This is a genomic window from Nocardiopsis eucommiae (genome assembly GCF_965344335.1).
Classification (GTDB): domain Bacteria; phylum Actinomycetota; class Actinomycetes; order Streptosporangiales; family Streptosporangiaceae; genus Nocardiopsis; species Nocardiopsis eucommiae.
Genome location: NZ_CBDRIY010000027.1, coordinates 1 through 20,451, shown reverse-complemented (window position 1 = coordinate 20,451; position 20,451 = coordinate 1). Strand labels below are relative to the sequence as shown.

The 20,451-nt window shown below is 71.2% G+C and carries 19 protein-coding genes; 11 read left to right on the top strand and 8 right to left on the bottom strand.

The genetic code is table 11. The annotated features are described in order from the left end of the window. Positions 1 to 210 precede the first annotated feature (210 nt). The 5 genes from ACRWK8_RS17710 to ACRWK8_RS17690 all read left to right on the top strand — a co-directional run bounded on the left by ACRWK8_RS17710 (position 211) and on the right by ACRWK8_RS17690 (position 5,332). On the top strand, positions 211 to 1,566 hold the full coding sequence (locus tag ACRWK8_RS17710; RefSeq protein ID WP_431871607.1) for a hypothetical protein: 1,356 nt from the start codon (positions 211 to 213) through the stop codon (positions 1,564 to 1,566). 100 nt (positions 1,567 to 1,666) lie between these two features. Continuing rightward, on the top strand, positions 1,667 to 2,854 hold the full coding sequence (locus ACRWK8_RS17705; RefSeq protein WP_431871605.1) for an NAD(P)/FAD-dependent oxidoreductase: 1,188 nt from the start codon (positions 1,667 to 1,669) through the stop codon (positions 2,852 to 2,854). Between the two features lie 10 nt (positions 2,855 to 2,864). Continuing rightward, positions 2,865 to 3,800, top strand: coding sequence for a sigma-70 family RNA polymerase sigma factor (locus ACRWK8_RS17700; RefSeq protein WP_431871603.1), 936 nt, complete (start codon positions 2,865 to 2,867; stop codon positions 3,798 to 3,800). Positions 3,801 to 3,999: 199 nt separating this feature from the next. After that, on the top strand, positions 4,000 to 4,533 hold the full coding sequence (locus ACRWK8_RS17695) for a hypothetical protein (RefSeq protein ID WP_431871601.1): 534 nt from the start codon (positions 4,000 to 4,002) through the stop codon (positions 4,531 to 4,533). A 142-nt stretch (positions 4,534 to 4,675) separates the two neighbouring features. Continuing rightward, on the top strand, positions 4,676 to 5,332 hold the full coding sequence (locus ACRWK8_RS17690) for a DNA alkylation repair protein (protein WP_431871689.1): 657 nt from the start codon (positions 4,676 to 4,678) through the stop codon (positions 5,330 to 5,332). A 95-nt stretch (positions 5,333 to 5,427) separates the two neighbouring features. Here the strand turns inward: ACRWK8_RS17690 and ACRWK8_RS17685 are convergent, their stop codons facing one another. Continuing rightward, positions 5,428 to 5,964: a CGNR zinc finger domain-containing protein gene (locus ACRWK8_RS17685; protein WP_378740128.1), complete on the bottom strand. Its 537-nt coding sequence runs from the start codon at positions 5,962 to 5,964 to the stop codon at positions 5,428 to 5,430. Positions 5,965 to 6,088: 124 nt separating this feature from the next. Here ACRWK8_RS17685 and ACRWK8_RS17680 point away from each other — a divergent pair, with 124 nt between their 5' ends. Next, entirely contained in the window at positions 6,089 to 7,333 is a 1,245-nt protein-coding gene (locus ACRWK8_RS17680; RefSeq protein WP_378740131.1) for an MFS transporter, read from the top strand. A 150-nt stretch (positions 7,334 to 7,483) separates the two neighbouring features. On the opposite strand, the gene ACRWK8_RS17675 is transcribed toward ACRWK8_RS17680, so the two are convergent. From ACRWK8_RS17675 to ACRWK8_RS17665, 3 genes are all read right to left on the bottom strand, one after another. Further along, positions 7,484 to 8,554 (bottom strand): Rv2578c family radical SAM protein, encoded by a 1,071-nt coding sequence (locus ACRWK8_RS17675; RefSeq protein ID WP_378740133.1) that lies wholly within the window; start codon positions 8,552 to 8,554, stop codon positions 7,484 to 7,486. Between the two features lie 90 nt (positions 8,555 to 8,644). Then, a complete protein-coding gene (locus ACRWK8_RS17670; protein ID WP_431871598.1) occupies positions 8,645 to 9,916 on the bottom strand; it encodes a glutaminase in 1,272 nt (423 codons plus the stop codon). Between the two features lie 217 nt (positions 9,917 to 10,133). Then, a complete protein-coding gene (locus ACRWK8_RS17665; RefSeq protein ID WP_431871596.1) occupies positions 10,134 to 10,889 on the bottom strand; it encodes a VOC family protein in 756 nt (251 codons plus the stop codon). Between the two features lie 421 nt (positions 10,890 to 11,310). Between ACRWK8_RS17665 and ACRWK8_RS17660 the strand changes: the two genes are divergently transcribed. After that, positions 11,311 to 11,541, top strand: coding sequence for a hypothetical protein (locus ACRWK8_RS17660; protein WP_431871594.1), 231 nt, complete (start codon positions 11,311 to 11,313; stop codon positions 11,539 to 11,541). Positions 11,542 to 11,553: 12 nt separating this feature from the next. Here the strand turns inward: ACRWK8_RS17660 and ACRWK8_RS17655 are convergent, their stop codons facing one another. Beyond that, a complete protein-coding gene (locus ACRWK8_RS17655; protein WP_378740141.1) occupies positions 11,554 to 12,195 on the bottom strand; it encodes a TetR/AcrR family transcriptional regulator in 642 nt (213 codons plus the stop codon). Positions 12,196 to 12,254: 59 nt separating this feature from the next. Between ACRWK8_RS17655 and ACRWK8_RS17650 the strand changes: the two genes are divergently transcribed. Then, a complete protein-coding gene (locus ACRWK8_RS17650; protein ID WP_378740143.1) occupies positions 12,255 to 13,664 on the top strand; it encodes an aldehyde dehydrogenase family protein in 1,410 nt (469 codons plus the stop codon). 5 nt (positions 13,665 to 13,669) lie between these two features. Here ACRWK8_RS17650 and ACRWK8_RS17645 read toward each other — a convergent pair whose 3' ends face one another. From ACRWK8_RS17645 to ACRWK8_RS17635, 3 genes are all read right to left on the bottom strand, one after another. After that, positions 13,670 to 14,398, bottom strand: coding sequence for a polysaccharide deacetylase family protein (locus tag ACRWK8_RS17645; protein ID WP_378740145.1), 729 nt, complete (start codon positions 14,396 to 14,398; stop codon positions 13,670 to 13,672). A gap of 139 nt (positions 14,399 to 14,537) precedes the next feature. Further along, positions 14,538 to 16,169 (bottom strand): polysaccharide deacetylase family protein, encoded by a 1,632-nt coding sequence (locus ACRWK8_RS17640; protein WP_431871592.1) that lies wholly within the window; start codon positions 16,167 to 16,169, stop codon positions 14,538 to 14,540. A 177-nt stretch (positions 16,170 to 16,346) separates the two neighbouring features. Further along, positions 16,347 to 17,462 (bottom strand): pyroglutamyl peptidase, encoded by a 1,116-nt coding sequence (locus ACRWK8_RS17635; protein ID WP_378740149.1) that lies wholly within the window; start codon positions 17,460 to 17,462, stop codon positions 16,347 to 16,349. Positions 17,463 to 17,683: 221 nt separating this feature from the next. On the opposite strand from ACRWK8_RS17635, the gene amaB reads away from it, so the two are divergent. The 3 genes from amaB to ACRWK8_RS17620 all read left to right on the top strand — a co-directional run bounded on the left by amaB (position 17,684) and on the right by ACRWK8_RS17620 (position 20,381). Then, positions 17,684 to 19,231 (top strand): L-piperidine-6-carboxylate dehydrogenase, encoded by a 1,548-nt coding sequence (gene amaB / locus ACRWK8_RS17630; protein ID WP_378740151.1) that lies wholly within the window; start codon positions 17,684 to 17,686, stop codon positions 19,229 to 19,231. A gap of 157 nt (positions 19,232 to 19,388) precedes the next feature. Then, a complete protein-coding gene (locus ACRWK8_RS17625; protein WP_431871589.1) occupies positions 19,389 to 19,874 on the top strand; it encodes a MarR family winged helix-turn-helix transcriptional regulator in 486 nt (161 codons plus the stop codon). Positions 19,875 to 19,952: 78 nt separating this feature from the next. Next, on the top strand, positions 19,953 to 20,381 hold the full coding sequence (locus ACRWK8_RS17620) for an organic hydroperoxide resistance protein (protein ID WP_378740155.1): 429 nt from the start codon (positions 19,953 to 19,955) through the stop codon (positions 20,379 to 20,381). Positions 20,382 to 20,451: the final 70 nt, after the last annotated feature.

Here is a 20,451-nt window from a genome sequence, read left to right as displayed (position 1 = left end):
CCGCATTCTGCGCGTGCGGGTTATTCTTCGTCTCGCACCTGTGGATTTGAGAGAAAGCCCCACGAACGCCTGTTCGACTCACTAGATTGGTTCCCGAAAAGAAAAGACCCGACCGGTGCGACAACACCTGGTCGGGTCGTGGCCGACGCCTGCACAAACAGGTTGGTCGACTGAGCCACCCCACCCCTCTAACAAGGAAGGCGACTCACCATGGAGTCTAGCGCCTCTCCCTCCTCCGGCACATCCGAATCCCGCAACCCGGCCGGATTCGTTCCGCCCCGCAAGCGTCCACGGGGCGCGCTCAAGGGGATCGGGTTCATCCTCGCCATCTGGGTCCAGCAGGTCTTCCGCAGGGGAGTGCTGCCCACGCTGCGCTCGTTACCCGCCCTCATGGCCATCGCGGACGTGGTGGACGCCGACGGGCGGTGGTGCTACTTCCTGCTGGAGAACCTGGCCCAACGCTCCGGGGGTGTCCTCAGCGTCAGCAGTCTCAAACGCGCCATCGACGACCTGGTCGAGGCCGGTGTGGTCCGCAAGCTGGACCGCTCGGAAACCATTGTGTTCTTCGACCGGGACATCGCCCGGGGGCGCTCCTCCCATCACCTGCCGTGTGTCCTGGAGCTCCTCGTTCCCGCCGAGGACTATCCCGACCTCGTGCTGGAGGAGATCAACGCCTGTCGTGCCCGGTTGGGGGAGGAGCCCCTCACTCCGCACACCCGGCCGTCGTTGAGGGGGTGCCGTACCCCAGGTCAGATTGAGCCCGCCCCCAGGTCAGATCGACCCACAGACTGTTCCCCTGGGGACAGTTCTGATGGGGAGGCGGGCGATTCCGTCCGTGGCGCCTCGAATACAGGCGAACAAAAGCGACAAAGCCCCAGCGGTGAAGTGTTCGAGTTGATCGACCACATTCCCGGTGCGCTTCTGGCAGACCCGGAGACGGATCGGAACCGGTTGGCGGGGTCGGCGGAGAGACTCCTGCGCCAAGGGCTGCGCGTGGCCGACGTCAGGGCGCTGTTGGCGGGAGCGGAACGCCTGCGGCGCCCCTTCCCCGCGCTGATGCGGCGGCTGTGCGACATGCGGGCCGCACGCGCCTACCTGGACGGTGCACTGGGCCGAGGGATCGCCCGGGCGGAGGTGGCGCCTCCCTCGTGGCCGGTGGGGGACGACACCGACCCGTTCGCCCACCCTGCGCGGTTCCTGGTGGATTCCCGAGGGCGGTCCGCCGGGACCTGCCCCCACCATCCTGCCGTGCGCAACACCCCCGGCGGCACCTGCGTGATCTGCGGTCGGCCCTGCCGCTCGGTCCCCGACGAAATCGTGCACGAGCCGAAGCCGCAACCCGCCGCACCCTCCCCGGCGGTGGAGCAGGCGACCCTGGACCCGGAGCTACGGGAGCGGATGGCAGCCTCCCTGCGCAGAGGTGGCCCTTCCTCGGCTCCGTCGCCGCATGACGGCCACCGTGGGGTCTTCGGCTCCGGAATCTCCCCCAGGAGCAGGGCCCTCATCGACCACGCACGCGAACGCCTCGACCGTTCTCACTGTGAACGGCGGTCCGTGGCACGCTGACCCGTCGAAGGTGCGAAGTGAACCAGATCACATCGCGGAGCTGTCAGGGATGCGGAGGCCGTCCCGTTCAAGGGGTACACGAACGGACAGGAGCAAGATCATGCGACACCGCGTCATCGTTCTCGGGGCCGGGTACGCCGGAGCGGCCGGAGCCGGGGTCCTCGCCCGCCGTCTGCACTCCGACGACGTGGACATCACCGTCGTCAACGCCTCCCCCCACTTCGTCGAGCGCATGCGCCTGCACCAGGTCGCCGCCGGTCGCGACACCGGGAGTCGGGGACTCGCCGAGATGTTCGCGGGCACCGGGATCCGGCTGAGGGTCGCACGGGTCACCTCGGTCGACGCCGACCGGAGGACGGTGTCGTTGGAGGCGGCGGCCGGTGCCGAGGAACTGGGGTACGACACCCTCCTGTACGCGCTGGGCAGCACCGTCGACCACGGTGGGGTGTCCGGGGCCGCCGAGCACACCCTGCACGTCGCCGACGAGGGGGCCGCGTCGCGGGTGCGCGACCGGCTCCGTGAACTGGACGGGAGGGGGCGGGTACTGGTCGTCGGGGGCAACCTCACCGGCATCGAGACGGCCACCGAGATCGCCCAGGCTCACCCCGGGCTGCGGGTCACCCTTGCCACCAGCGGTGAGCTGGGCGGATGGCTGGGGGAGAAGGCCCGGTCCCACACTCTGACGGCCTTCGAACGGCTGGGGGTCACGGTGCGTGAGCGCAGCGCGGTCACCCGCGTCGAACCCGGACGAGCGACCACCGAGACGGGCGAGACACTGGACGCCGAGGCGATCGTGTGGGCGGCGGGGTTCGCGGCCCACCCGATCGCCGCGCGCGGCGGACTGGCCGTGAACGAGCTGGGCCGGATGATCGTGGACGAGGGGATGCGATCGGTCTCCCACCCCGAGGTCTACGCCGCCGGTGACAGCGTTCTGGCCGTCGGTGACAACGGCCTGCCGCTCCCGATGTCCTGCGCTTCGGCCGGATTCTCCCGCATGCGGGCCACCGCCGCGATCATCGAGGACCTCACCGGACACCGGTCCAGGCGCACCCCGCTCGCCTACCTGGGCAACTGTGTCAGCCTGGGCCGTGACGACGCGATCTTCCAACTCGTCGACGAGCGGTCGCGGGCGAAGGCGTCCTTCCTGGGAGGCCGGGGCGCCACGTTCCTCAAGGGGTTCGTGCTCTCCACGGTCGCCTGGACGATGGGCCGTCCCACCTACGGTCTGCCGGTGCGCGGGTTCCGCCTGACCGCCCCGGTCAGGACAGCCGCGGCGGCCGCCGACTAACGTGACCCGTATGGACAGCGCGGCAGTGGCGTGCTTCGAGGCCAATCGGGACCGGCTGGCCTCGTTGGCGTACCGTCTGCTCGGCTCCGCCGCCGACGCCGAGGACACCGTCCAGGACGCCTTCCTGCGTTGGGAGGGCGCCCACCGCGACAGCGTCGAGGTCCCCGAGGCCTGGCTCACCAAGGTCGTCACCCACCTGGCCCTGGACCGGTTGCGGTCGGCCCGGGCGCGGCGGGAACGGGCGGCGGGGGACTGGCTTCCCGAGCCCCTGTGGGACGGTGACCCGATGCTGGGCCCCGACGAGACCGCCGAACAGCGCGACTCGGTGAGCCTGGCGGTTCTGCTGCTCATGGAGCGGCTCACCCCGGTGGAACGGGGCGTCTACGTCCTGAGGGAGGCCTTCTCTCACAGCCATGCGGAGATCGCCGCGATCCTCGACATCAGCGAGTCGGCGAGCCAGCAGCACGCTCATCGGGCGCGACGCCGGATCAGCGCCGGGCGGAAGGCCCGCGAGGTCGACCGTGCCGCCGCCCGGCGCGTGGTGGAGGCCTTCGTGGAGGCCGCCTCCTCGGGGCGGACCGAACGGCTGGTCCGGCTGCTCACCCACGACGTCACCGTGGTGAGCGACGGAGCCGGGGGCTCCGGCGGGGTGCGCCGACACGAGGGGGCCGAGAGGGTCGCCTCCGTGCTGCGCGCCGGCTTCCGGCCCACCGACGCCAAGCGGCGCCTGGTCGGGGGCTCCCCGTCGATCCACTCAGGCGTGGTCAACGGTTCCCCCGCCATGGTGATCGCTCTGGGGGACCGGATCGTGGGCGTTCTGGTGCTGGGCGTACGGGAAGACCGGATCGCGGAGTTGGTCGGCACCGCCTCGGCGGACCGGCTCGGCAGGTTCACGGAGGCGTGGCTGAGGGAGGACCACGGCGATCCGCTCGTCGCGGCGTGGTGAACCCGGCTCCGGGCCCGTCCCGACGGGCGACGACGCGTCAGGCGTGACAGGGTGGCCGTTGCCGTGCTGCTTCGACTCGGAGATCACGCGGCGATGACACCTCGCGTTCTCGCAGCTCGTTTACTGGTGACCCCCACGGGGTCGGGTCGAAGCTGGAATCAGGCGTGGGCGCTGACTGCCCGAGCGCTACTGTTCTCGCATGAATAGTGAAATCGCCACGTTCTCCGCAGTCTTAGCGGCTGTATCCGTACTGGCCGCGGTCGTCTCTCTGTGTCTTTCCCTACGGGCTCACGCTCTGGCCGTCAGAGCAGAGAAACGCGCCACGGCAGTCGCGCGCATCTGTCATGTGGATCTCCAGATCACCCCTGCTGACCAAGGAGCGTGCTCCTCCAACGCCCGCGGTACCAGGCGGGGTCGAATCACCAACCACGGTGAAGAAGTCGCGCACAAGGTCACCATCGACAGGCGTGCCACAGATCTTGCTGTGGGCGACTTCGAGATCAAGGACCTGAAAAAGGGCGGCTGGCTGGAGTTCGAGTTTCATCCTCCGTCCGTGAAACTCCCGGAGAGAAAGGTTTCGGCGGACGATTCGCAGGACTCAGTGGCCGCTGACATTTCCCACACGTTCCTTCTCACCTTCCAGCGTGACGACGATCTCGGGGGTGGGACCCGCGAACGGACCTTCCGGTACCAGGACGTCTTCGGTGACCAGGGGAAGTCGCACGGGGGGTGACGGAACGAGGTGATCCTACCTCCGTGCTGCTCCCGCCTCGTCCTGAGCCAGCCGCCAGGAGTGGTCTGACCTGCGGCGTAGATTGGACGCGTCGAGTGGGGGAGGGGAGGCCGCAGTGGCCGAGACGACGGTGACCGAGGTGATGACCGAGCTGGCCGGGCTGGAGGACGCCCGGGTCCGTGCGGTCAACGAGAGGCACGGCGACGACCACGGGGTGAACCTCACCAAGCTGAGGGCCGTGGCCAAACGGCTCGGGAAGCGCCACGACCTGGCGCTTGAGCTCTGGGCGACCGGGGACGGTGCCGCGAGGCTGCTCGCCCTCCTCGTCTGTCGGCCCCGGGAGTTCGGACGCGACGACCTGGACGCGATGCTGCGCGAGGCGCGCACCCCCAAGGTGCACGACTGGCTGGTGAACTACGTGGTCAAGAAGGGGCCGCACGCCGAGGAGCTGCGCCTGGCCTGGTTCGACGATCCGGATCCGGTGGTCGCGAGCGCGGGGTGGGCCCTGACCACGGAGCGGGTGGGGAAACGACCCGAGGGTCTGGACCTGGCGGCCCTGCTGGACACTATCGAGGGGGAGATGGCCTCCGCCCCGGACCGCCTGCAGTGGGAGATGAACAACTGCCTGGCGCGGATCGGCATCGACCACGCCGAGTACCGCGAACGGGCTGTGGGGATCGGGGAGCGCCTGGAGGTGCTCAAGGACTATCCGACCCCGCCGGGCTGCCTGACCCCGTTCGCGCCGGTGTGGATCGAGGAGATGGTGCGCCGGGCGGAGGAGGCGAACACGGGAGCGTGATCCCGGGTCCGATGTGAATCTACGTCGTAAAGGTGACGGTTCGTTTCACCACCGAAGCCACCAAGCGACGCCTCGCCTCCCGGGGGAGTGGCTCCTCAGCCGTCCTCGCGCGCTCTGCGTTCCTTCGCGGTGTGACGCCGTGACTTGGTCCGGTTCCCACACACCCGCATCGAGCACCAGCGGCGGCTCTGGTTCTTCGAGCCGTCCCAGAACACCCACAGGCAGGTGTGCTCGGCGCACCGCTTGAGCCGCACCACCTCCCCGGTCGTCACCAGGCGCACCCAGTCCAGGGCCAGCACGGCGCACGCCCTCCGCGCGGGGGAGAGCTCCGGGTCGGGGACGAGGGTCCTGTCGAGACTGGCCAGGAGCGGGAGTTCGGCCAGAACCGTGTCGGCCCGGGCGAGCGCGTGGGGGTCCGCCGCGGTGCCGTCCAGTGCGGCGCGCAACCCGGCACGCAGGTCCAGGAACGCCCGGTGGTCAGCCGCGTCGGCGCGGGTCCCGCCACCGACCAGTCCGTGCTCACGCAGCCAGTGCGTCAGCTCCTCCGGAGTGGACAGCTCGTCCCGGCCGCTCTCCAGGTCGAAGGTGTTGGTGAACAGCTCGACGCGCTCGGCGGCGGGTGGTCGTTCCATGTCCCCTCCCGGGAGTAACTGGTGACCCAAGGTTAGGGGTTACTCGCTCCGCTCTGGGTCCAACCCACTGTCGGCCTCGGCCATTCCAGGCTACTATCCACCAAACGGCTTAAGGTGGTTAGTCATGACGCAGCTCCGCGCCGCGCGACCCGATGACCGGACCGACACGCGCAACACCGGCGTGCTGGTCGCCTTCACCGCGCTCACCAACCTCGCTGACGGCGTGCTCAAGGTGGCCCTGCCCCTGGTCGCCACGACCCTGACCACGTCGCCCGGGATGATCGCGGCGGTCGCGACCGTGCTCACGCTGCCCTGGCTGCTCACCTCGCTGCACGTCGGCGTACTGGTGGACCGCTTCGACCGGCGGGCGCTGCTCCTGACGGCCAACCTCGTCCGGGTGGCCACGATGGCTGGACTGGCCGCCGCACTGCTCACGGGCGCGCTCTCCCTCCCGCTGCTCTACGCCGGGGCCGCGCTGATGGGGGTGGCCGAGGTCGTGGCGACCACGGCGTCGGTCGCCCTGGTCCCCTCCGCGGTGACGCCCCCGGGGCGCGAGCGCGCCAACGCGTGGATGGCCGGAGCCGAGACCGCGTGCGGGGAGTTCACCGGTCCCTTCGTCGGCGGTGTGCTGGTGGCGGTGGGCGCGGGCCTGGCCCTGGGGGCCACCGGTGCCGCGTACGTGGTCGGCATGCTGGTGCTGCTGTTCCTGGTGGGACGCTTCGCACCGAACCCCGTGGGCGAGCGGCCGATCGGCTCGGTACACGCGCGCATCGGTGAGGGGCTGGCCTACCTGTGGCGGGAGCCCCTGCTGCGCGGCATGGCCCTGCTGCTCACCGTGCTCTGCGCCTGCTGGGGCGCGTGGCTGGCGCTGATGCCTCTGGTGGCCACGGATCTGCTGGACCTGAGCGCCGCCGAGTACGGTGCCCTGATGAGTGCCCTCGGTGCCGGCGGCATCGTCGGGGCGCTCACCGTGGGGTGGGTGAACAGGTTGCTGGGGCGTCGCTGGGCGATGTTCGCGGACCTGCTGGGCACCGCCGCGATGATGGCCGCCCCCGTGCTGACCTCCCATGTGTGGGTGGTGGGCGCGGCCGCGTTCCTCGGCGGCATGGGAGGCACACTGTGGACCGTCAACACGCGCACCCTCAGCCAGCGGATGGTCCCCGGCGCGATGCTGGGCCGGTTCAGCGCCGTGTTCCGCCTGTTCGGCTGGGGCGCGATGCCGTTGGGCGCCGCCCTGGTGGGCCTGCTCGCGGAGGTGGTCGGCGTGCGGGCGGCCTTCGCGGTCTTCGCGGTGGCGGCCCTGCTGACGGTGATCCCCTTCCTGCGCGTGGTCACCCCCGCCGCCCTGGCCGCCGTTCCCCGACACTGACCCCGTGACCCGACTCCGGGCCGTGCCGGCCCCCTACGCGGGCGCCCGGTCACGGCCCCGCACAGGCTGGGTCGGTGGGATGGCGGAGGCGTCACGAGGCCACCGGCCGCCGTGGGCCGGAGGGGAGGGGCGGCGTGGACGCCCCCGCGTTCAGCCCCCCGCCACGGGGAGCTCGATGCTCAGCTGTTCGTCCTCCGTGGGCTTCTCACGACCCGCGTCCCGGGGAGACCCGGGTCTGTTCAGGCCGTACCTGGCCGCGATCTCACGAACGGCCGTGGTGACGATCCGCTGGTAGGAGTCCGAGGCGTAGGAGCCCCGCCCGTAGAGCTCGCGGTAGAGCGGTAGCAGGCGCGGGTGCTCCCGTGCCAACCAGGCGCGGTACCACTCACGCGCGCCCGGGCGCAGGTGCAGGACGATCGGGGAGAGACGGGTGGCCCCGGCCTCCGCGACGGCGGCGACGGTCTCCTCGATCTGCTCGGCGGAGTCGGTCAGCCCGGGCAGGATCGGGGCCATGAGCACCGAGCACTCCATCCCGCGCTCGCTCAGCGCGCGTACCACGCCCAGCCGGGCACGGGGGCTCGGGGTCCCCGGCTCCACGGTGCGCCAGACCCGCGTGTCCACGGAGCCGACCGAGACCGCCATGCCGACCCGGGTGACCCGCGCGGCCTGTTCCAGGAGGGGGAGGTCACGCAGGACCAGGGTTCCCTTGGTGAGGATCGAGAAGGGGTTGGCGGTGTCCCGGAGTGCCGCGATGATCTCCGGCATCAGCCGGTAGCGCCCCTCGGCCCGCTGGTAGGGGTCGGTGTTGGTGCCCATCGCGATGTGCTCACCGCGCCAGGAGGGGCGGGCGAGTTCGGCGCGCAGGCGTTCGGCGGCGTTGACCTTGACCAGGATGCGGGTGTCGAAGTCGCGGCCGCTGTCGAGGTCGAGGTACTCGTGCGTGCGTCTGGCGAAGCAGTACACGCAGGCGTGCGAGCAGCCCCGGTAGGGGTTGATGGTCCACCGGAACATGGGGTCGTCACCCGGTACCCGGTTGATGATGGTGCGGGCCTGGATCTCGATGGCGACCGCCTCGCCGTCCTGGCCCGCGAGGACCGGTCCGGGCGCGGGCGCGCCCAGACCGGCCCGTCCGGTGCCGCGCGTGGGCGGCGGTGTGGCGGCTTCGAACAGTGTCTGCTGCCCGGTGTCCTTGGTTCCCTCTCGGAGGTTCTCCCAGCGCATGGGGTCAATTCGAACATGTTTTCGAATGTCTGTCCAGTGCGGCGGCGTGGCTGGGGATGACGCCTCGCGGCGCGACGCCGCGTGCCCCCTCTAGAGCTGGCTGCGGGCCAGACGCTCGGGGCTCCACCGCTCCACCGCGCGGCCCCGGCTGTCCTGGAAGTCCGGGACGGTCTCCTCCGGGTCCACCAGGATGATCCGGTGCCCCGAGTCGATGAGCTTGGCGGCCATCGCGGCGGACGTGCGGCGGGCCACCGGCAGCACCTCGTCGACCCGGCTCATGTCGAACACCACCAGGTGCGTCGAGGGCGTGTTCCCGACCAGTTCGTGCACCAGGGCCTCGATGCTGCTCAGCACCATGTCGCCCTGCAGCACGTAGACCGTCGCCGGCTCCCCGTCGACGACCTCCTTGCGGGTCTCGCGCAGGGACGAGCGCGCGGGTCTGCCGGACTCCATCAGGTGCAGGCCCAGGTCCTCCGACAGCTTCTCCATCATGACCACGCCGCGCGCGCTGTTGCCGTGGGCGTCCAGGCGCGGGGAGAACACCGCCACCCCCACCTGGCCGGGGAGCACCCCGAGGATCCCCCCGGCCACGCCGCTCTTGGCGGGGATGCCCACGCTGGTGAGCCAGTCCCCGGCCGCGTCGTACATGCCGCAGGAGGCCATCACGCTCATCAGGTGCCGGGTGGTACGCCTGCTGAACAGCCGCTGGCCGGTGTTGGGCTGCACGCCGCCGTTGGCCAGCGTGCAGGCCATGAGCGCCAGGTCGCGCACGGTGACGTTGGCCGAGCACTGTCGGACGTACCCGGCGACGGCGGCGGCGGGATCCTGGCCCAGGCGGCCGGAGGCGTGCAGGAGGTAGGCCAGGCCGAGGTTGCGGTCCCCGGTCTCCAGCTCGGAGGCGGCCAGTCGCTCGTCGATCCGCACCGGCCGTTGGGCGAGGTCGGAGAAGAGGTCCAGGACACGGTCCACGGCGGGGCGCTGGTCGTCGCGGACGAGCGTGTGGGTGGCGATCGCCCCCGCGTTGATCATCGGGTTGCGGGGTCTGCCGGTCTCCGGGTCCAGGGAGAGTTCGTTGAAGGCCTCGCCGCTGGGTTCCACCCCGACGCGGTCCAGGACGTACTCCAGGCCGTGGTCCTCGATCGCCAGCGCGTAGGCGAAGGGTTTGGACATCGACTGGATGCTGAACTCGTGGTCCGCGTCCCCGCTCGCGTAGACGGTTCCGTTCACCGTGCACAGCGCCACCGCCACCCGGTCCGGATCGGCGGCGGCCAGTTCCGGGATGTAGTCGGCCGGGGCGCCGGAGACGACGTGGCCGGTGCTCTCGACGATGGCGTCGAGGTAGTCGAGGATCGGTGAGCGCAACAAGGGTTCCCCCGTCTTTCGGTCGGTGCCGCGATGTGCGTCGCGTCCCGACTCCTCCCCAGGCCACACCGGCGACAACCCTGCGTGTTCCGGACCAGGTGCCCGGGCGTGAACGGGGGGTTCACGCGCGCGTCCAGGCCCTCGCGCGGACGCCGTGGGTGTTGGACGACCGGCTGGCCAGACGGTCGACGCACCGCTGGACCCATGGCCCACTTCCTCACACCACGGCGGTGATCCGCCAGCGGTGCCCGTCGGGGTCGGTGAAGCCACCGGTGCGCGTGTTCGGTTCGGGGACGGTGACGGCCGCGCCCGCTGTTTCGGCGCGGGACAGGAGTGCGTCGAGGTCGGCGCACGAGGCCGCGGTGTGGGTGAGGACGACTCCGGTCGGGCCCGTGCCGTGCTCGTCGACACCGACGTCCTTGGCCAGTGCGGCCCGCCGCAGCAGGCCCAGACGGGACGTGCCGGTCGCCGTGGTGAAGTCGACGAATTTGTCACCGTAGTCGTGGCGGGTCTCCATGCCCAGAGCCTCGTAGAAGCCCCGGGAGGCCTTGGGGCTGGTGACGCCGAGGTAGACGGCGGTCTCGACGGGTTCCGGAGGCTCGGGGACGGCTCCGCGGTTCTTCTTCGTGGCGGCGGCGAGCTTCCAGAGGGTCCCGTCCGGTGCCCGGAAGACGGCGGTGTACTCGCCGAAGAGTTCCTTCCTCGGAGGTTTGACCACTTCGGCACCGTGGGCGGTGGCCCTCTCCACCAGGGTCTGGACCTCGGCGGGGCGTTCGACGATCACGCTCAGTACACAGCCACGGAAGCCCGTGGTGTTCGAGCCGGTCGCCTCGAAGGAGAGCCGACCGGTGCCGTTGAGGTCCACGACGGGGGAGTCGGCCGTCGCCCCCTCGGTGAACACGGCCGCGTGGAAGGCGCGCGCGTCCTCCGCCCGTGATGCCTCGACGGTGACGGTGTCCAGTGAGAGCGCCATCGCGCGGCCCTTCGTTCGGTGGGTGGATCGGCGGCCTCCGGGCCCCGACCCCGACCACGTTAGGCCGCGAGTCAGGGCGCGGGCTTCTCGAATCCTGACCGACACGGCACGGAGAGCCTGTCAGGAATCGAGAAGCACCCGGGATCCGGCCTGGCTAGCCTGGAGGGCCCCGAGGCACCGTGACCAGAGGAGACACCCATGACGCAGGACACCCGCGAGGGGCCGGGAGGCTTCTCCGAACAGGAGCGCTCCGCCATGAGGCAGCGCGCCGCCGAACTGCGGAAGGAGGCCGAACGCGGGCGCGGCAACAAGGCGGCCACGGCCGAGCTCGACGTGCTCGCGAAAATAGAGGACATGGAGCCGGCCGACCGGGCGGTGGCCGAGCGGATCCACGCGATCGCTCGCCGCCCACGCGCCGGAGTTGTCACCCAAGCTGTGGTACGGACAGCCCGCGTACGCGAGGAAGGGCAAGGTCGTGTGCTTCTTCCGCAGCGGGCAGGTGGACAAGGAGCGCTACTCCAGTCTCGGGTTCACCACGGAGGCCCGCCTCGATGACGAGGGAGGCCTGTGGCCCACGGCCTACGCGGTCACCGCGCTGGACGAGCGGGCGGAACTGACCATCGCCGACCTCGTGAGGAGGGCCGTGGGCTGACCCGTCCGGACGTCAGTCGGTGCGGGCGCCCAGGGCTCTGAGGAGGTAGGGGAGCAGTCGCCCGGCGATGTCCGCGCCCGGGGTGGCGGCGGTCCCGCCGCCCGCCTCCGGCGGGACCAGGAAGGTGTGGCTGACCATGGGCCCGATGATCAGCTCCGCGACCACCAGGGGATCCTCCACCTCCGGGATCTCCCCTCGCTCCACCGCCCGGTCGAGCAGGGCGAGCACCCTGCCCTGGAGCGGGATCACGAAGGCGTCGAAGAGCACGTCGGCCAGGGCCCGGTTGTGGGCGGCCTCGCCCAGGACGGCGCGCAGCAGACGGCCGGAGGTGCCCTCCAGCGCGGCGGCCTTGTCCCCGAGCAACACACCGAGGTCGGCGGTGAGGCTCCCGTGGTCGTGGTCGGGGCCCAGGTTCTCCGCCCAGGCCCGGGCGGCGCCCACCACCAGGTCCTCCTTGGAGCGCCAGCGGCGGTACAGGGTGGCGGTGGAGACACCCGCCCGACGTGCGACGGCTGCGGTGGTCAGCCCGCTGTAGCCGTGCAGTTGGAGTTCGGTGAGGGTGGCGTCCATCAGCGCGCGGTCCCGGTTGGCGTCGCGGGGTCGGCCCCGTGGGGCGGTCCCGGCGGACGTGTCCGGCAGATGGTCCGTCGTCATACTCGAATCGTATGTGACGGGGCTCTTGGAAACGAAACGTTTTCGTTTACTCTGGGGCCATGGCTCACACCAACGCCTCCGAACCGCTCACCCTCATCACCGAGATCCCCCAGATCGTGGCCCGGCTGCGCGCCACCTTCGACAGCGGCCGCACCAAGCCGCTCTCCTGGCGTCGCGCCCAGCTGCGCGCGATGCGTCGCATGCTCACGGAGGAGCGCGCCACTCTGGAGAAGGCGCTCAGCTCCGACCTGGGCAAACCCCCCGTGGAGGCGCACACGACCGAGATCGGTTTCGTGGTCAACGAGATCGACCACACCCTGAGACACCTGGCCTCGTGGCTGCGGCCGCAGCGGGTGTCGGTCCCCCTGGCCCTGGCCCCGGCCCGGGCCCGCCTCGTCCGCGAACCCCTGGGCGCGGTCCTGATCATCAGCCCCTGGAACTACCCGGTCAACCTGGCCCTGTCGCCGCTGGTCGGCGCCCTCGCGGCGGGCAACGCGGCCGTGCTCAAGCCGTCCGAGCTCTCCCCGGCGACCTCGGCCGTGCTCGCCGACCTCATCCCCCGTTACCTGGACGGCGAGGCGGTCGCGGTGGTCGAGGGCGGAGTCTCCGAGAGCACCGCTCTCCTGGAGCAGCGCTTCGACCACATCTTCTACACCGGCAACGCGGCCGTGGCCCGGATCGTCATGGCGGCGGCGGTCCGACACCTGACCCCGGTCACCCTGGAACTGGGCGGCAAGAGCCCGGCGGTGGTCGAGCCCGGCGTGGACCTGGCCACCACGGCCCGGCGCCTGGCCTGGGGAAAGTTCACCAACGCGGGACAGACCTGCGTGGCCCCGGACTACGTGCTGGCCATCGGTGACACGGCGGAGAGGCTCCAGAAGGAGCTGGCCGCCGCCATCACCGAGATGTTCGGCTCCGACCCGGCGAAGAGCGCGGACTACGGTCGCATCGTCAACGAACGCCACTTCGACCGGCTCAGCGCCCTGCTGGAGAGCGGCGAGGTCGTCGCGGGCGGGAACACCGACCGCGAGGACCTCTACATCGCCCCCACGGTGCTGGGTGACGTGGATCCGGACGCGCCGGTGATGGCCGAGGAGATCTTCGGTCCGATCCTGCCGGTTCTGCGGGTACCCGACCTCGACGCGGCGATCCGCTTCGTCAACGAACGCGACAAGCCGCTGGCGCTGTACGGGTTCACCGACTCCGAGACCACCAAGCGACGCCTGACCACCGAGACGTCCTCGGGCGCCCTGGGCTTCGGGCTGCCGATCGCGCACCTGGCCGTGCCGGACCTGCCCTTCGGCGGGGTGGGGGAGAGCGGGATGGGCGCCTACCACTCGGCGGCCTCCGTCGACACCTTCTCGCACACCAAGTCGGTCCTGGACAAGTCGCTGCTCATGGACACCATGCGGGTGGCCTACGCGCCGATCAGCCAGGTCAAGGAGCGCATCCTGCGCCGGATGCTCTGAACGGGCTACTCGGTCCGGGCGTCGGAGTACGCGGTGCCCGGTTCGAGGCGGTCCCCGAACAGCTCGCTGACGGTCACGAAGTGGTAGCCCCGCTCGGCCAGGTCGTCCAGGAGTTCGGGGACCGCCTCCACGGTGGTCTCGTGGATGTCGTGGAACAGGACGACGCTGCCGTCCCGGACCCCGTCGAGGGCGATCTCGCGCATCCGGTCGCCGTCGCGGTGCTGCCAGTCCAGGGTGTCCACGTCCCAGAGCATCATGGGGTGGGGGATCGCCTCGCGGGCGGTGTCGTCGAGGGCCCCGTAGGGCGGGCGCATGCTCCGGGGCCGCTCCCCGGTGACCTCGGCCACGGCGCGGTCGGTGCGGGCGAGGTCGTCCCTGATCCGGTCGGCGGAGAGCGTGGTGAGGTCGTCGTGCTTCCAGGTGTGGTTGCCGATCCCGTGGCCTTCCTCGGCCATGCGCCGCACCTCCTCACGGTGGTCGTCCACGCGTGAGCCGAGCAGGTAGAAGGTGGCCCTGGCGTCGTGCTCGGCCAGGATGTCCAGGAGCGCGTCGGTGTACTCGCCGGGCCCGTCGTCGAAGGTCAGGGCCACACACCGCACCGCGTCGCAGTCCGGTGCCTCCTCGGCGGGGGTGGCCGTCACCGGGGTGGCGGCTCCGATCATCAGGCCGGAGGCGAGGAGGAGGCCCCCGGCGGCGCCTGCGGCGCCCCTATGTATCAGAGAGGTAACGTTCACCCGTCGAAATTTAGACTAAACGGGCATATCGGGCAAGATCCAGCGTGTCTCCGGGCCCGAGAGTGAGGAACGACGCGTCACCCCACGACCGAGGGCCCCGGTCGCCACGTGGCGACCGGGGCCCGTGCGGACCGGTGGGTCAGTCGACCCGGGCGTCCGTGTGGGACTGGCCCGGCTTCAGGCCGTCCTCACCGAAGATCTCGCTCACGGTCACGAAGTGGAACCCGTCGGCGTGCATTCCCTCCAGCACGTCCGGGATGGCGTCGACAGTGGACTTGTGGATGTCGTGGAACAGCACCACGCTGCCCGGCTTGGACTCGTCGAGCGCGTGCTTGGTCACCGCGCCGGTGTCCCGGTTCTGCCAGTCCATCGTGTCCACGTCCCACAGGATGATGGGATGCTCGGTGGCATCGCTCACGGTGCCGTTCATCGCGCCGTAGGGCGGGCGCAGGGTGGGCGGTGCCACCCCGGTCACCTCCTGGATCGCCTCGTCCGTGCGCTTCAGGTCCTCGGCCACCCCCTCGGCGGAGAGCGTCGTGAGGTCGTCGTGCTTCCACGTGTGGTTGCCCATCTCGTGGCCCTCGGCGTGGGTGCGCTCCACGATCTCCGGGAACTCGCTCACGAGGGAGCCCATCACGTAGAAGGTGGCCCTGGCGTCGTACTCGGCCAGGTGGTCCAGGAGCTCGTCGGTGTACTCGCCGGGCCCGTCGTCGAAGGTCAGCGCCACGCACTTGAGGCGCTCGCAGTCCAGGCTGCTGCCCTCGGCGGTCAGGGTCCCGTCGAGCGGGAAGTCCTCGGGATCGGCGTTGGCGGCCACCGCCGCGCTGCGCGCGTGGTACCCCAGTTCGGAGAGGACCTCCTCGGTCTCCTCCGCCTCCACCGGCAGCAGGACCTCGCTGACCCGGCCCGCGCTCGGAACGTCCGCCGGGTCCATGCGCACGGCCAGCCCGCCCGCCGTGCTGAAGGCCAGGTCGGCCAGTGGCGAGGCGGCCCAGCGCTCGGCTGCCTCCCAGGCCTGTTCCGGGTCGCTCAGGTCGGCGTCCCCGACCGAGAGCGCCGCCCCGTCGGTCTCCTCGGTCCCACCGGGTTCCGGGTCCCCGGATCCGGACTCCTCCTCGGAGGCCCCGGCCGGTTCGGAGGCCGCGGCCGAGACCGAGTCCGGGTCGGCCTCGGCCGAGACCGAGTCCGGGTCGGCCTCGGCTCGCATCGCGATCTCGCCCAGGAGCCCGGGCACCTGGTCGGCGGTCATCTGGTAGCCGTCCTGGAGCACCTGGGCCACGGCCAGGTGCGCGGCCTCCAGGGAGGCCTCGTCCCGGAAGAGCGAGGTCCAGGGCAGGACCTCGCCGGCGCCGGAGTCGTACCAGAGCGTCGAGGTCTCGGTGCCGCCACCGCGGACTCCCGAGGTGACGGCGGTGGTCCTGGCTCCGATCACGTCCCCGGAGGCGGCCAGCAGCTCCACGTCCTGGACCAGTTCGGGGCTGCCGTGATCGGGCAGCTCCTCCAGGAACGCGGTCTGGCGTTCGGCCATCCCGGTGCGGATCTCCGTCGTCAGCGGATGGGATTCGCCCAGGATGGGATAGCGGTAGCTCACCGTGCTGTGGTCGACCCGTACCGACACCGTGCGCGTGGCCAGCTTCTCCAGTGTGTCCGGAGAGAACTGGATCGCCTCGGCGTAGGGCAGGTTCTGTTCCGCGGAGTGGCAGCCCGGGACCAACAGCAGGCCCAGAGCGGCACTGACAGTGAGTTTTCGTCTCAGTGAGGTGTCAGCCACGTGGGGACCTTATCGAAACCACAGGTGCGCCAGATGACCAGCGAGCGACGGAACGTGCTCACAGAGTGATCAAATGCCCCTCTGTGGCCGGAAAGTCAGTTTTGTGGACTCGGCCCGCGCTCGGGCGTGTCACCACGGCCCTTCCGGCCCCCCGGAACCACCCGCTTCGGTCGCCCCTCAGGACTCCCGGGGGTCCTCCGAACCCGGCTCGGCGGCCGACGCCACCCGGGCCTCGGCCGCCACAACCGCCACGAGGGCCCGCGTGCGGGCCAGGGTGTCGGTGTGCTCCTCGGGGCGTTCGGTCCTGGGCAGGTGGACGTGTCCGGCCGCCACGACCGAGCCCGCCCGGTCCCTCAGCAGGGTGTTGCGGTAGGCGATCTCGTTGGAGAGGTAGTCGCCACCGCCGCCCTTTCGGGCGGCCGACCCCTCGGTGGGCCCACCCGGGCGTGTCACCGGGGTGTCGCCACCCTCGGGGACCTCGGTGACCTCGGTGTTGACGACCATCGCGTCCGGCCCGGTCGTGTCGGCGACGATCCGCTCCACCGGCAGCGAGGTGCGGGTCCACTCAGGGGCCCCGGGACCGGCCACCGGCGCGCGTCCGGTACGGGAGACCCCCAGGTTGTCCTCGCCCCCGCCGCGCCACACCCCGTTCCAGACCTCCAGGTCGAACCGGTCACGTCCCCGGCTCAGCGTGATCACCGCGTCGGCCACCCCGTACTGGTCGGCCAGTGCCTCCTCCACGATCCCGGCGTCGAAGTCGCCCCAGCGCACCGGGAACACGGCGGCGCGCACCACGGCGGTGCGCTCACCCACGGGGAACGTCCACCCGTGCAGGTCCAGGGCGGCCGCCCCGGAGGGGTTCGAGCAGCCGGGGTCGGTGTCCAGGCGGAAGGGGTCGAAACCGGTGACGACGACGCGCACCCACCGGTCGCCCGGCGGGAAGTCGAGGTCGGTGATGCCCCGGGAGGCGGTCTCGAACAGGTGGAGGAGCGCGGCCCGCTCCGCCTCGGACAGGGGGAAGGAGGGCTCCCAAGCGCGCAGACGCGCACGCAGGACCAGCCGTGCCCAGTACAGGGGGCGGTCGTCGACCGGGTCGGGGCCGGTGCGGGTGGACTCCGTCCACAGCCGGGAGGCGTGGGAGGCGACCACCTCCCGGGCCTGTCCGGGGTCGGTGCTCGCGCGCAGGTCCGCGGCGAACAGGGGATCGGCGGCGCCGAAACCGGAACGCGCCAGGATCTGGCGCGCCTCCGGAAGGTCGGCGCGGGCCTCTTCGGGGGTGGTGTCGTGGTGCACGGGCCAGCTGTCTGGGTCGGGGACGGGGGAGCGGCTCCGCGATTCTAACGGTCTCCCATGACACTCCGTGCGGGAGCGGAACCCGCCTCGCACCGGCCCCGCGGCCGGTGCGGGTTCCCGGCGCGACACCCGGCGGGCCGGACGCCGGGGGTGGACCGCCGGGCCCGGAGTTGGCAAGGTGTGTGATGACCGCCTCCCCTCTCAACGGAGAGAGAACACACATGCACACTGGTGCCCTCCCCGACACCGAGGTCCTCGCCGGACGCGCGCGGACCGCCCTGGAACGGTGCGGCGTGACCCGCCTGCCCGAGTCCCTCGGGGCGCCCGGTCAGGCCCGTACTCCGATCACCGGCGGAACCCTGTTCCCCGTCGAGTTCGACACCCCCGCCTCCGCCGAGCGCGCGGTGGCCGAGGTCCACGGCTCCTTCACCTCCGCCTGGCGGGACACCCCCGCCCCGGTGCGCGGCCAGCTCGTCCACCGCCTCGGTGAGCTGCTGCGCGAGCACAAGGCCGACCTCGCGGAGCTGGTCACCCTCGAGGCGGGCAAGATCCGTTCCGAGGCCCTGGGCGAGGTCCAGGAGATGATCGACGTCTGCGACTTCGCCGTGGGCCTGTCACGTCAGCTCTACGGGCGGACCATGCCCTCGGAGCGGCCCGGCCACCGGCTGATGGAGACCTGGCACCCGCTGGGCGTGGTCGGCGTCATCACCGCCTTCAACTTCCCCGTCGCCGTGTGGTCCTGGAACACCTGCGTGGCCCTGGTGTGCGGTGACACCGTGGTGTGGAAGCCCTCCGAGCTCACCCCGCTGACCGCGCTGGGCTGTCACGGCCTGCTCATGCGCGCCGCCGCCGACGTGGGGGCGCCCGCCGACGTCCACCGGGTGGTCCTCGGCGGGGCCGAGGTCGGGGACGTACTGGTCAACGACGAGCGGGTGGCTCTGGTCTCCGCGACCGGTTCGACCGCCATGGGCCGGGCGGTCGCGCCCAAGGTGGCCGCCCGCATGGGTCGGTACCTTCTGGAGCTGGGCGGCAACAACGCCGCCGTCGTGGCGCCCTCGGCCGACCTGGACCTGGTCGTGCGCGGCAGCGTGTTCTCGGCGGCCGGGACCGCCGGACAGCGCTGCACCACGCTGCGCCGCCTGATCGTGCACGAGGACGTGGTCGACCAGGTCGTCGAGCGCGTGGTGGACGGCTACCAGCAGCTGCGGGAACGGATCGGTGACCCCTACGAGGAGGCGACCCTGGTGGGGCCGCTGGTGGGGGAGCGGGGACACACGGCCATGCGCGAGGCGCTGGAGCAGGCCCGGGCGGACGGCGGCGACGTGCTGGTGGGCGGTGAGCGGCGCCTGGAGAAGGACGCCGAGGACGCCTACTACGTCGAGCCCGCGGTGGTGCGCATGCCCGCACAGACCGAGGTCGTGCGCACGGAGACCTTCGCGCCGATCCTGTACGTCCTCACCTACCGCACCCTGGAGGAGGCGGTGGAGCTGCACAACGGGGTTCCCCAGGGGCTGTCGTCGGCCATCTTCACCCAGGACCAGGCCGAGGCGGAGCGCTTCCTCTCGGCGGCCGGGTCCGACTGCGGCATCGTCAACGTCAACATCGGCACCTCGGGCGCGGAGATCGGCGGGGCCTTCGGCGGGGAGAAGGACACCGGCGGGGGTCGGGAGTCGGGGTCGGACTCCTGGAAGGCCTACATGCGCCGGGCGACCAACACGGTGAACTACGGCGGTGAGCTGCCGCTGGCCCAGGGCGTGCGCTTCCTGTAGGAGCGCGTCGGCCGGGACGGGGCCCGGGTCCGCGGACCCGGGCCCCGTCGTGCCTTGCGCGTCCGTGGACGCTTCGCTCCAAAAGAGTTGTGGGCAACCCTGTTGTGCACAACCATTTACTGTTACCGTGATCGGGACGTCGAGGGGAGGAGCGAACATGACGGAGACCGACGGGGGCGACCCCCTCGCCCTGGACCGGCAGCTGTGCTTCTCCCTCTACACGGCCTCCCGGGCCCTGACCGGTCTCTACCGGGAGATCCTGGCCGACCTGGGACTCACCTACCCGCAGTACCTGGTCATGCTGGTGCTGTGGGAACGCGGGACCCTGCCGGTCAAGGAACTCGGCATCGCGCTCAGCCTGGACTCGGGCACGCTCTCGCCCCTGCTGCGCAGGATGGAGGGCGCCGGCCTGCTCACCCGCAGGCGCGGGCCCGAGGACGAACGGATCGTGCACGTCAGCGTCACCGACGAGGGTGGCCGCCTGCGCGAACTCGCCCGGGGGATCCCCGACCAGGTCCTGAGCGCCACCGACCTCCCGGTGAGCAGGATCGAGGAGCTCCGGGGCCTGCTCGACCACGTCACGCGCTCAGTGGCCGGAGCCGCGGGCCGGACGACCGCGTCCGGTCCGGACCCGGGCAACTGAGGCGCGTCCGCACCACCTCACCACCCCACAACGCCACACGTGGGCCCGGCGTCGCCGGGCCACAGAGAGGGATCGAACATGGCCTACAACGTTCTCTACACCGCCAACGCCAGTGTCACCGGAGAGGGCCGCAAGGGCTCGGGCAAGACCGACGACGGCCGTCTGAGCGTCGACCTCTCCGTGCCCGCGGGCGTGGGCGGCGACGACGGCCCCGGCACCAACCCCGAGCAGCTCTTCGCCGTCGGCTACGCCGCCTGCTTCCACGGCGCCCTGAAGAACGTCGCCCGCCAGGCCAAGACCAAGGTCGACGGTTCCACCATCGACTCCAAGGTGAGCCTCGGCAAGTCCGAGGAGGGCCTGGACATCGCGGTCGAGCTCATCGTCACCCTCCCCGGCCTGGAGCAGGCCGAGGCCGAGAAGCTGGTCGAGGCCGCCCACCAGATGTGCCCCTACTCCCGCGCCACGCGCGGCAACATCGAGGTCACCCTCACCACGAAGACCGCCTGAGGCCCCGAGGGGAACCAGGGTCACACGAAGCGGGGGGCGGTTACCCCCACTGCCCGGCCCCCCCGTGTTC

Excerpts from the sequence above, each read along its gene's own strand:
- ACRWK8_RS17620 (WP_378740155.1), top strand. The coding sequence starts at position 19,953 with ATGGCCTACAACGTTCTCTACACCGCCAACGCCAGTGTCACCGGAGAG.
- ACRWK8_RS17695 (WP_431871601.1), top strand. The coding sequence starts at position 4,000 with ATGAATAGTGAAATCGCCACGTTCTCCGCAGTCTTAGCGGCTGTATCC.
- ACRWK8_RS17685 (WP_378740128.1), bottom strand. The coding sequence starts at position 5,964 with ATGGAACGACCACCCGCCGCCGAGCGCGTCGAGCTGTTCACCAACACC.
- ACRWK8_RS17680 (WP_378740131.1), top strand. The coding sequence starts at position 6,089 with ATGACGCAGCTCCGCGCCGCGCGACCCGATGACCGGACCGACACGCGC.
- ACRWK8_RS17675 (WP_378740133.1), bottom strand. The coding sequence starts at position 8,554 with ATGCGCTGGGAGAACCTCCGAGAGGGAACCAAGGACACCGGGCAGCAG.
- ACRWK8_RS17690 (WP_431871689.1), top strand. The coding sequence starts at position 4,676 with ATGACCGAGCTGGCCGGGCTGGAGGACGCCCGGGTCCGTGCGGTCAAC.
- ACRWK8_RS17700 (WP_431871603.1), top strand. The coding sequence starts at position 2,865 with ATGGACAGCGCGGCAGTGGCGTGCTTCGAGGCCAATCGGGACCGGCTG.
- ACRWK8_RS17665 (WP_431871596.1), bottom strand. The coding sequence starts at position 10,889 with ATGGCGCTCTCACTGGACACCGTCACCGTCGAGGCATCACGGGCGGAG.
- ACRWK8_RS17650 (WP_378740143.1), top strand. The coding sequence starts at position 12,255 with ATGGCTCACACCAACGCCTCCGAACCGCTCACCCTCATCACCGAGATC.
- ACRWK8_RS17655 (WP_378740141.1), bottom strand. The coding sequence starts at position 12,195 with ATGACGACGGACCATCTGCCGGACACGTCCGCCGGGACCGCCCCACGG.
- ACRWK8_RS17625 (WP_431871589.1), top strand. The coding sequence starts at position 19,389 with ATGACGGAGACCGACGGGGGCGACCCCCTCGCCCTGGACCGGCAGCTG.
- amaB (WP_378740151.1), top strand. The coding sequence starts at position 17,684 with ATGCACACTGGTGCCCTCCCCGACACCGAGGTCCTCGCCGGACGCGCG.
- ACRWK8_RS17705 (WP_431871605.1), top strand. The coding sequence starts at position 1,667 with ATGCGACACCGCGTCATCGTTCTCGGGGCCGGGTACGCCGGAGCGGCC.
- ACRWK8_RS17710 (WP_431871607.1), top strand. The coding sequence starts at position 211 with ATGGAGTCTAGCGCCTCTCCCTCCTCCGGCACATCCGAATCCCGCAAC.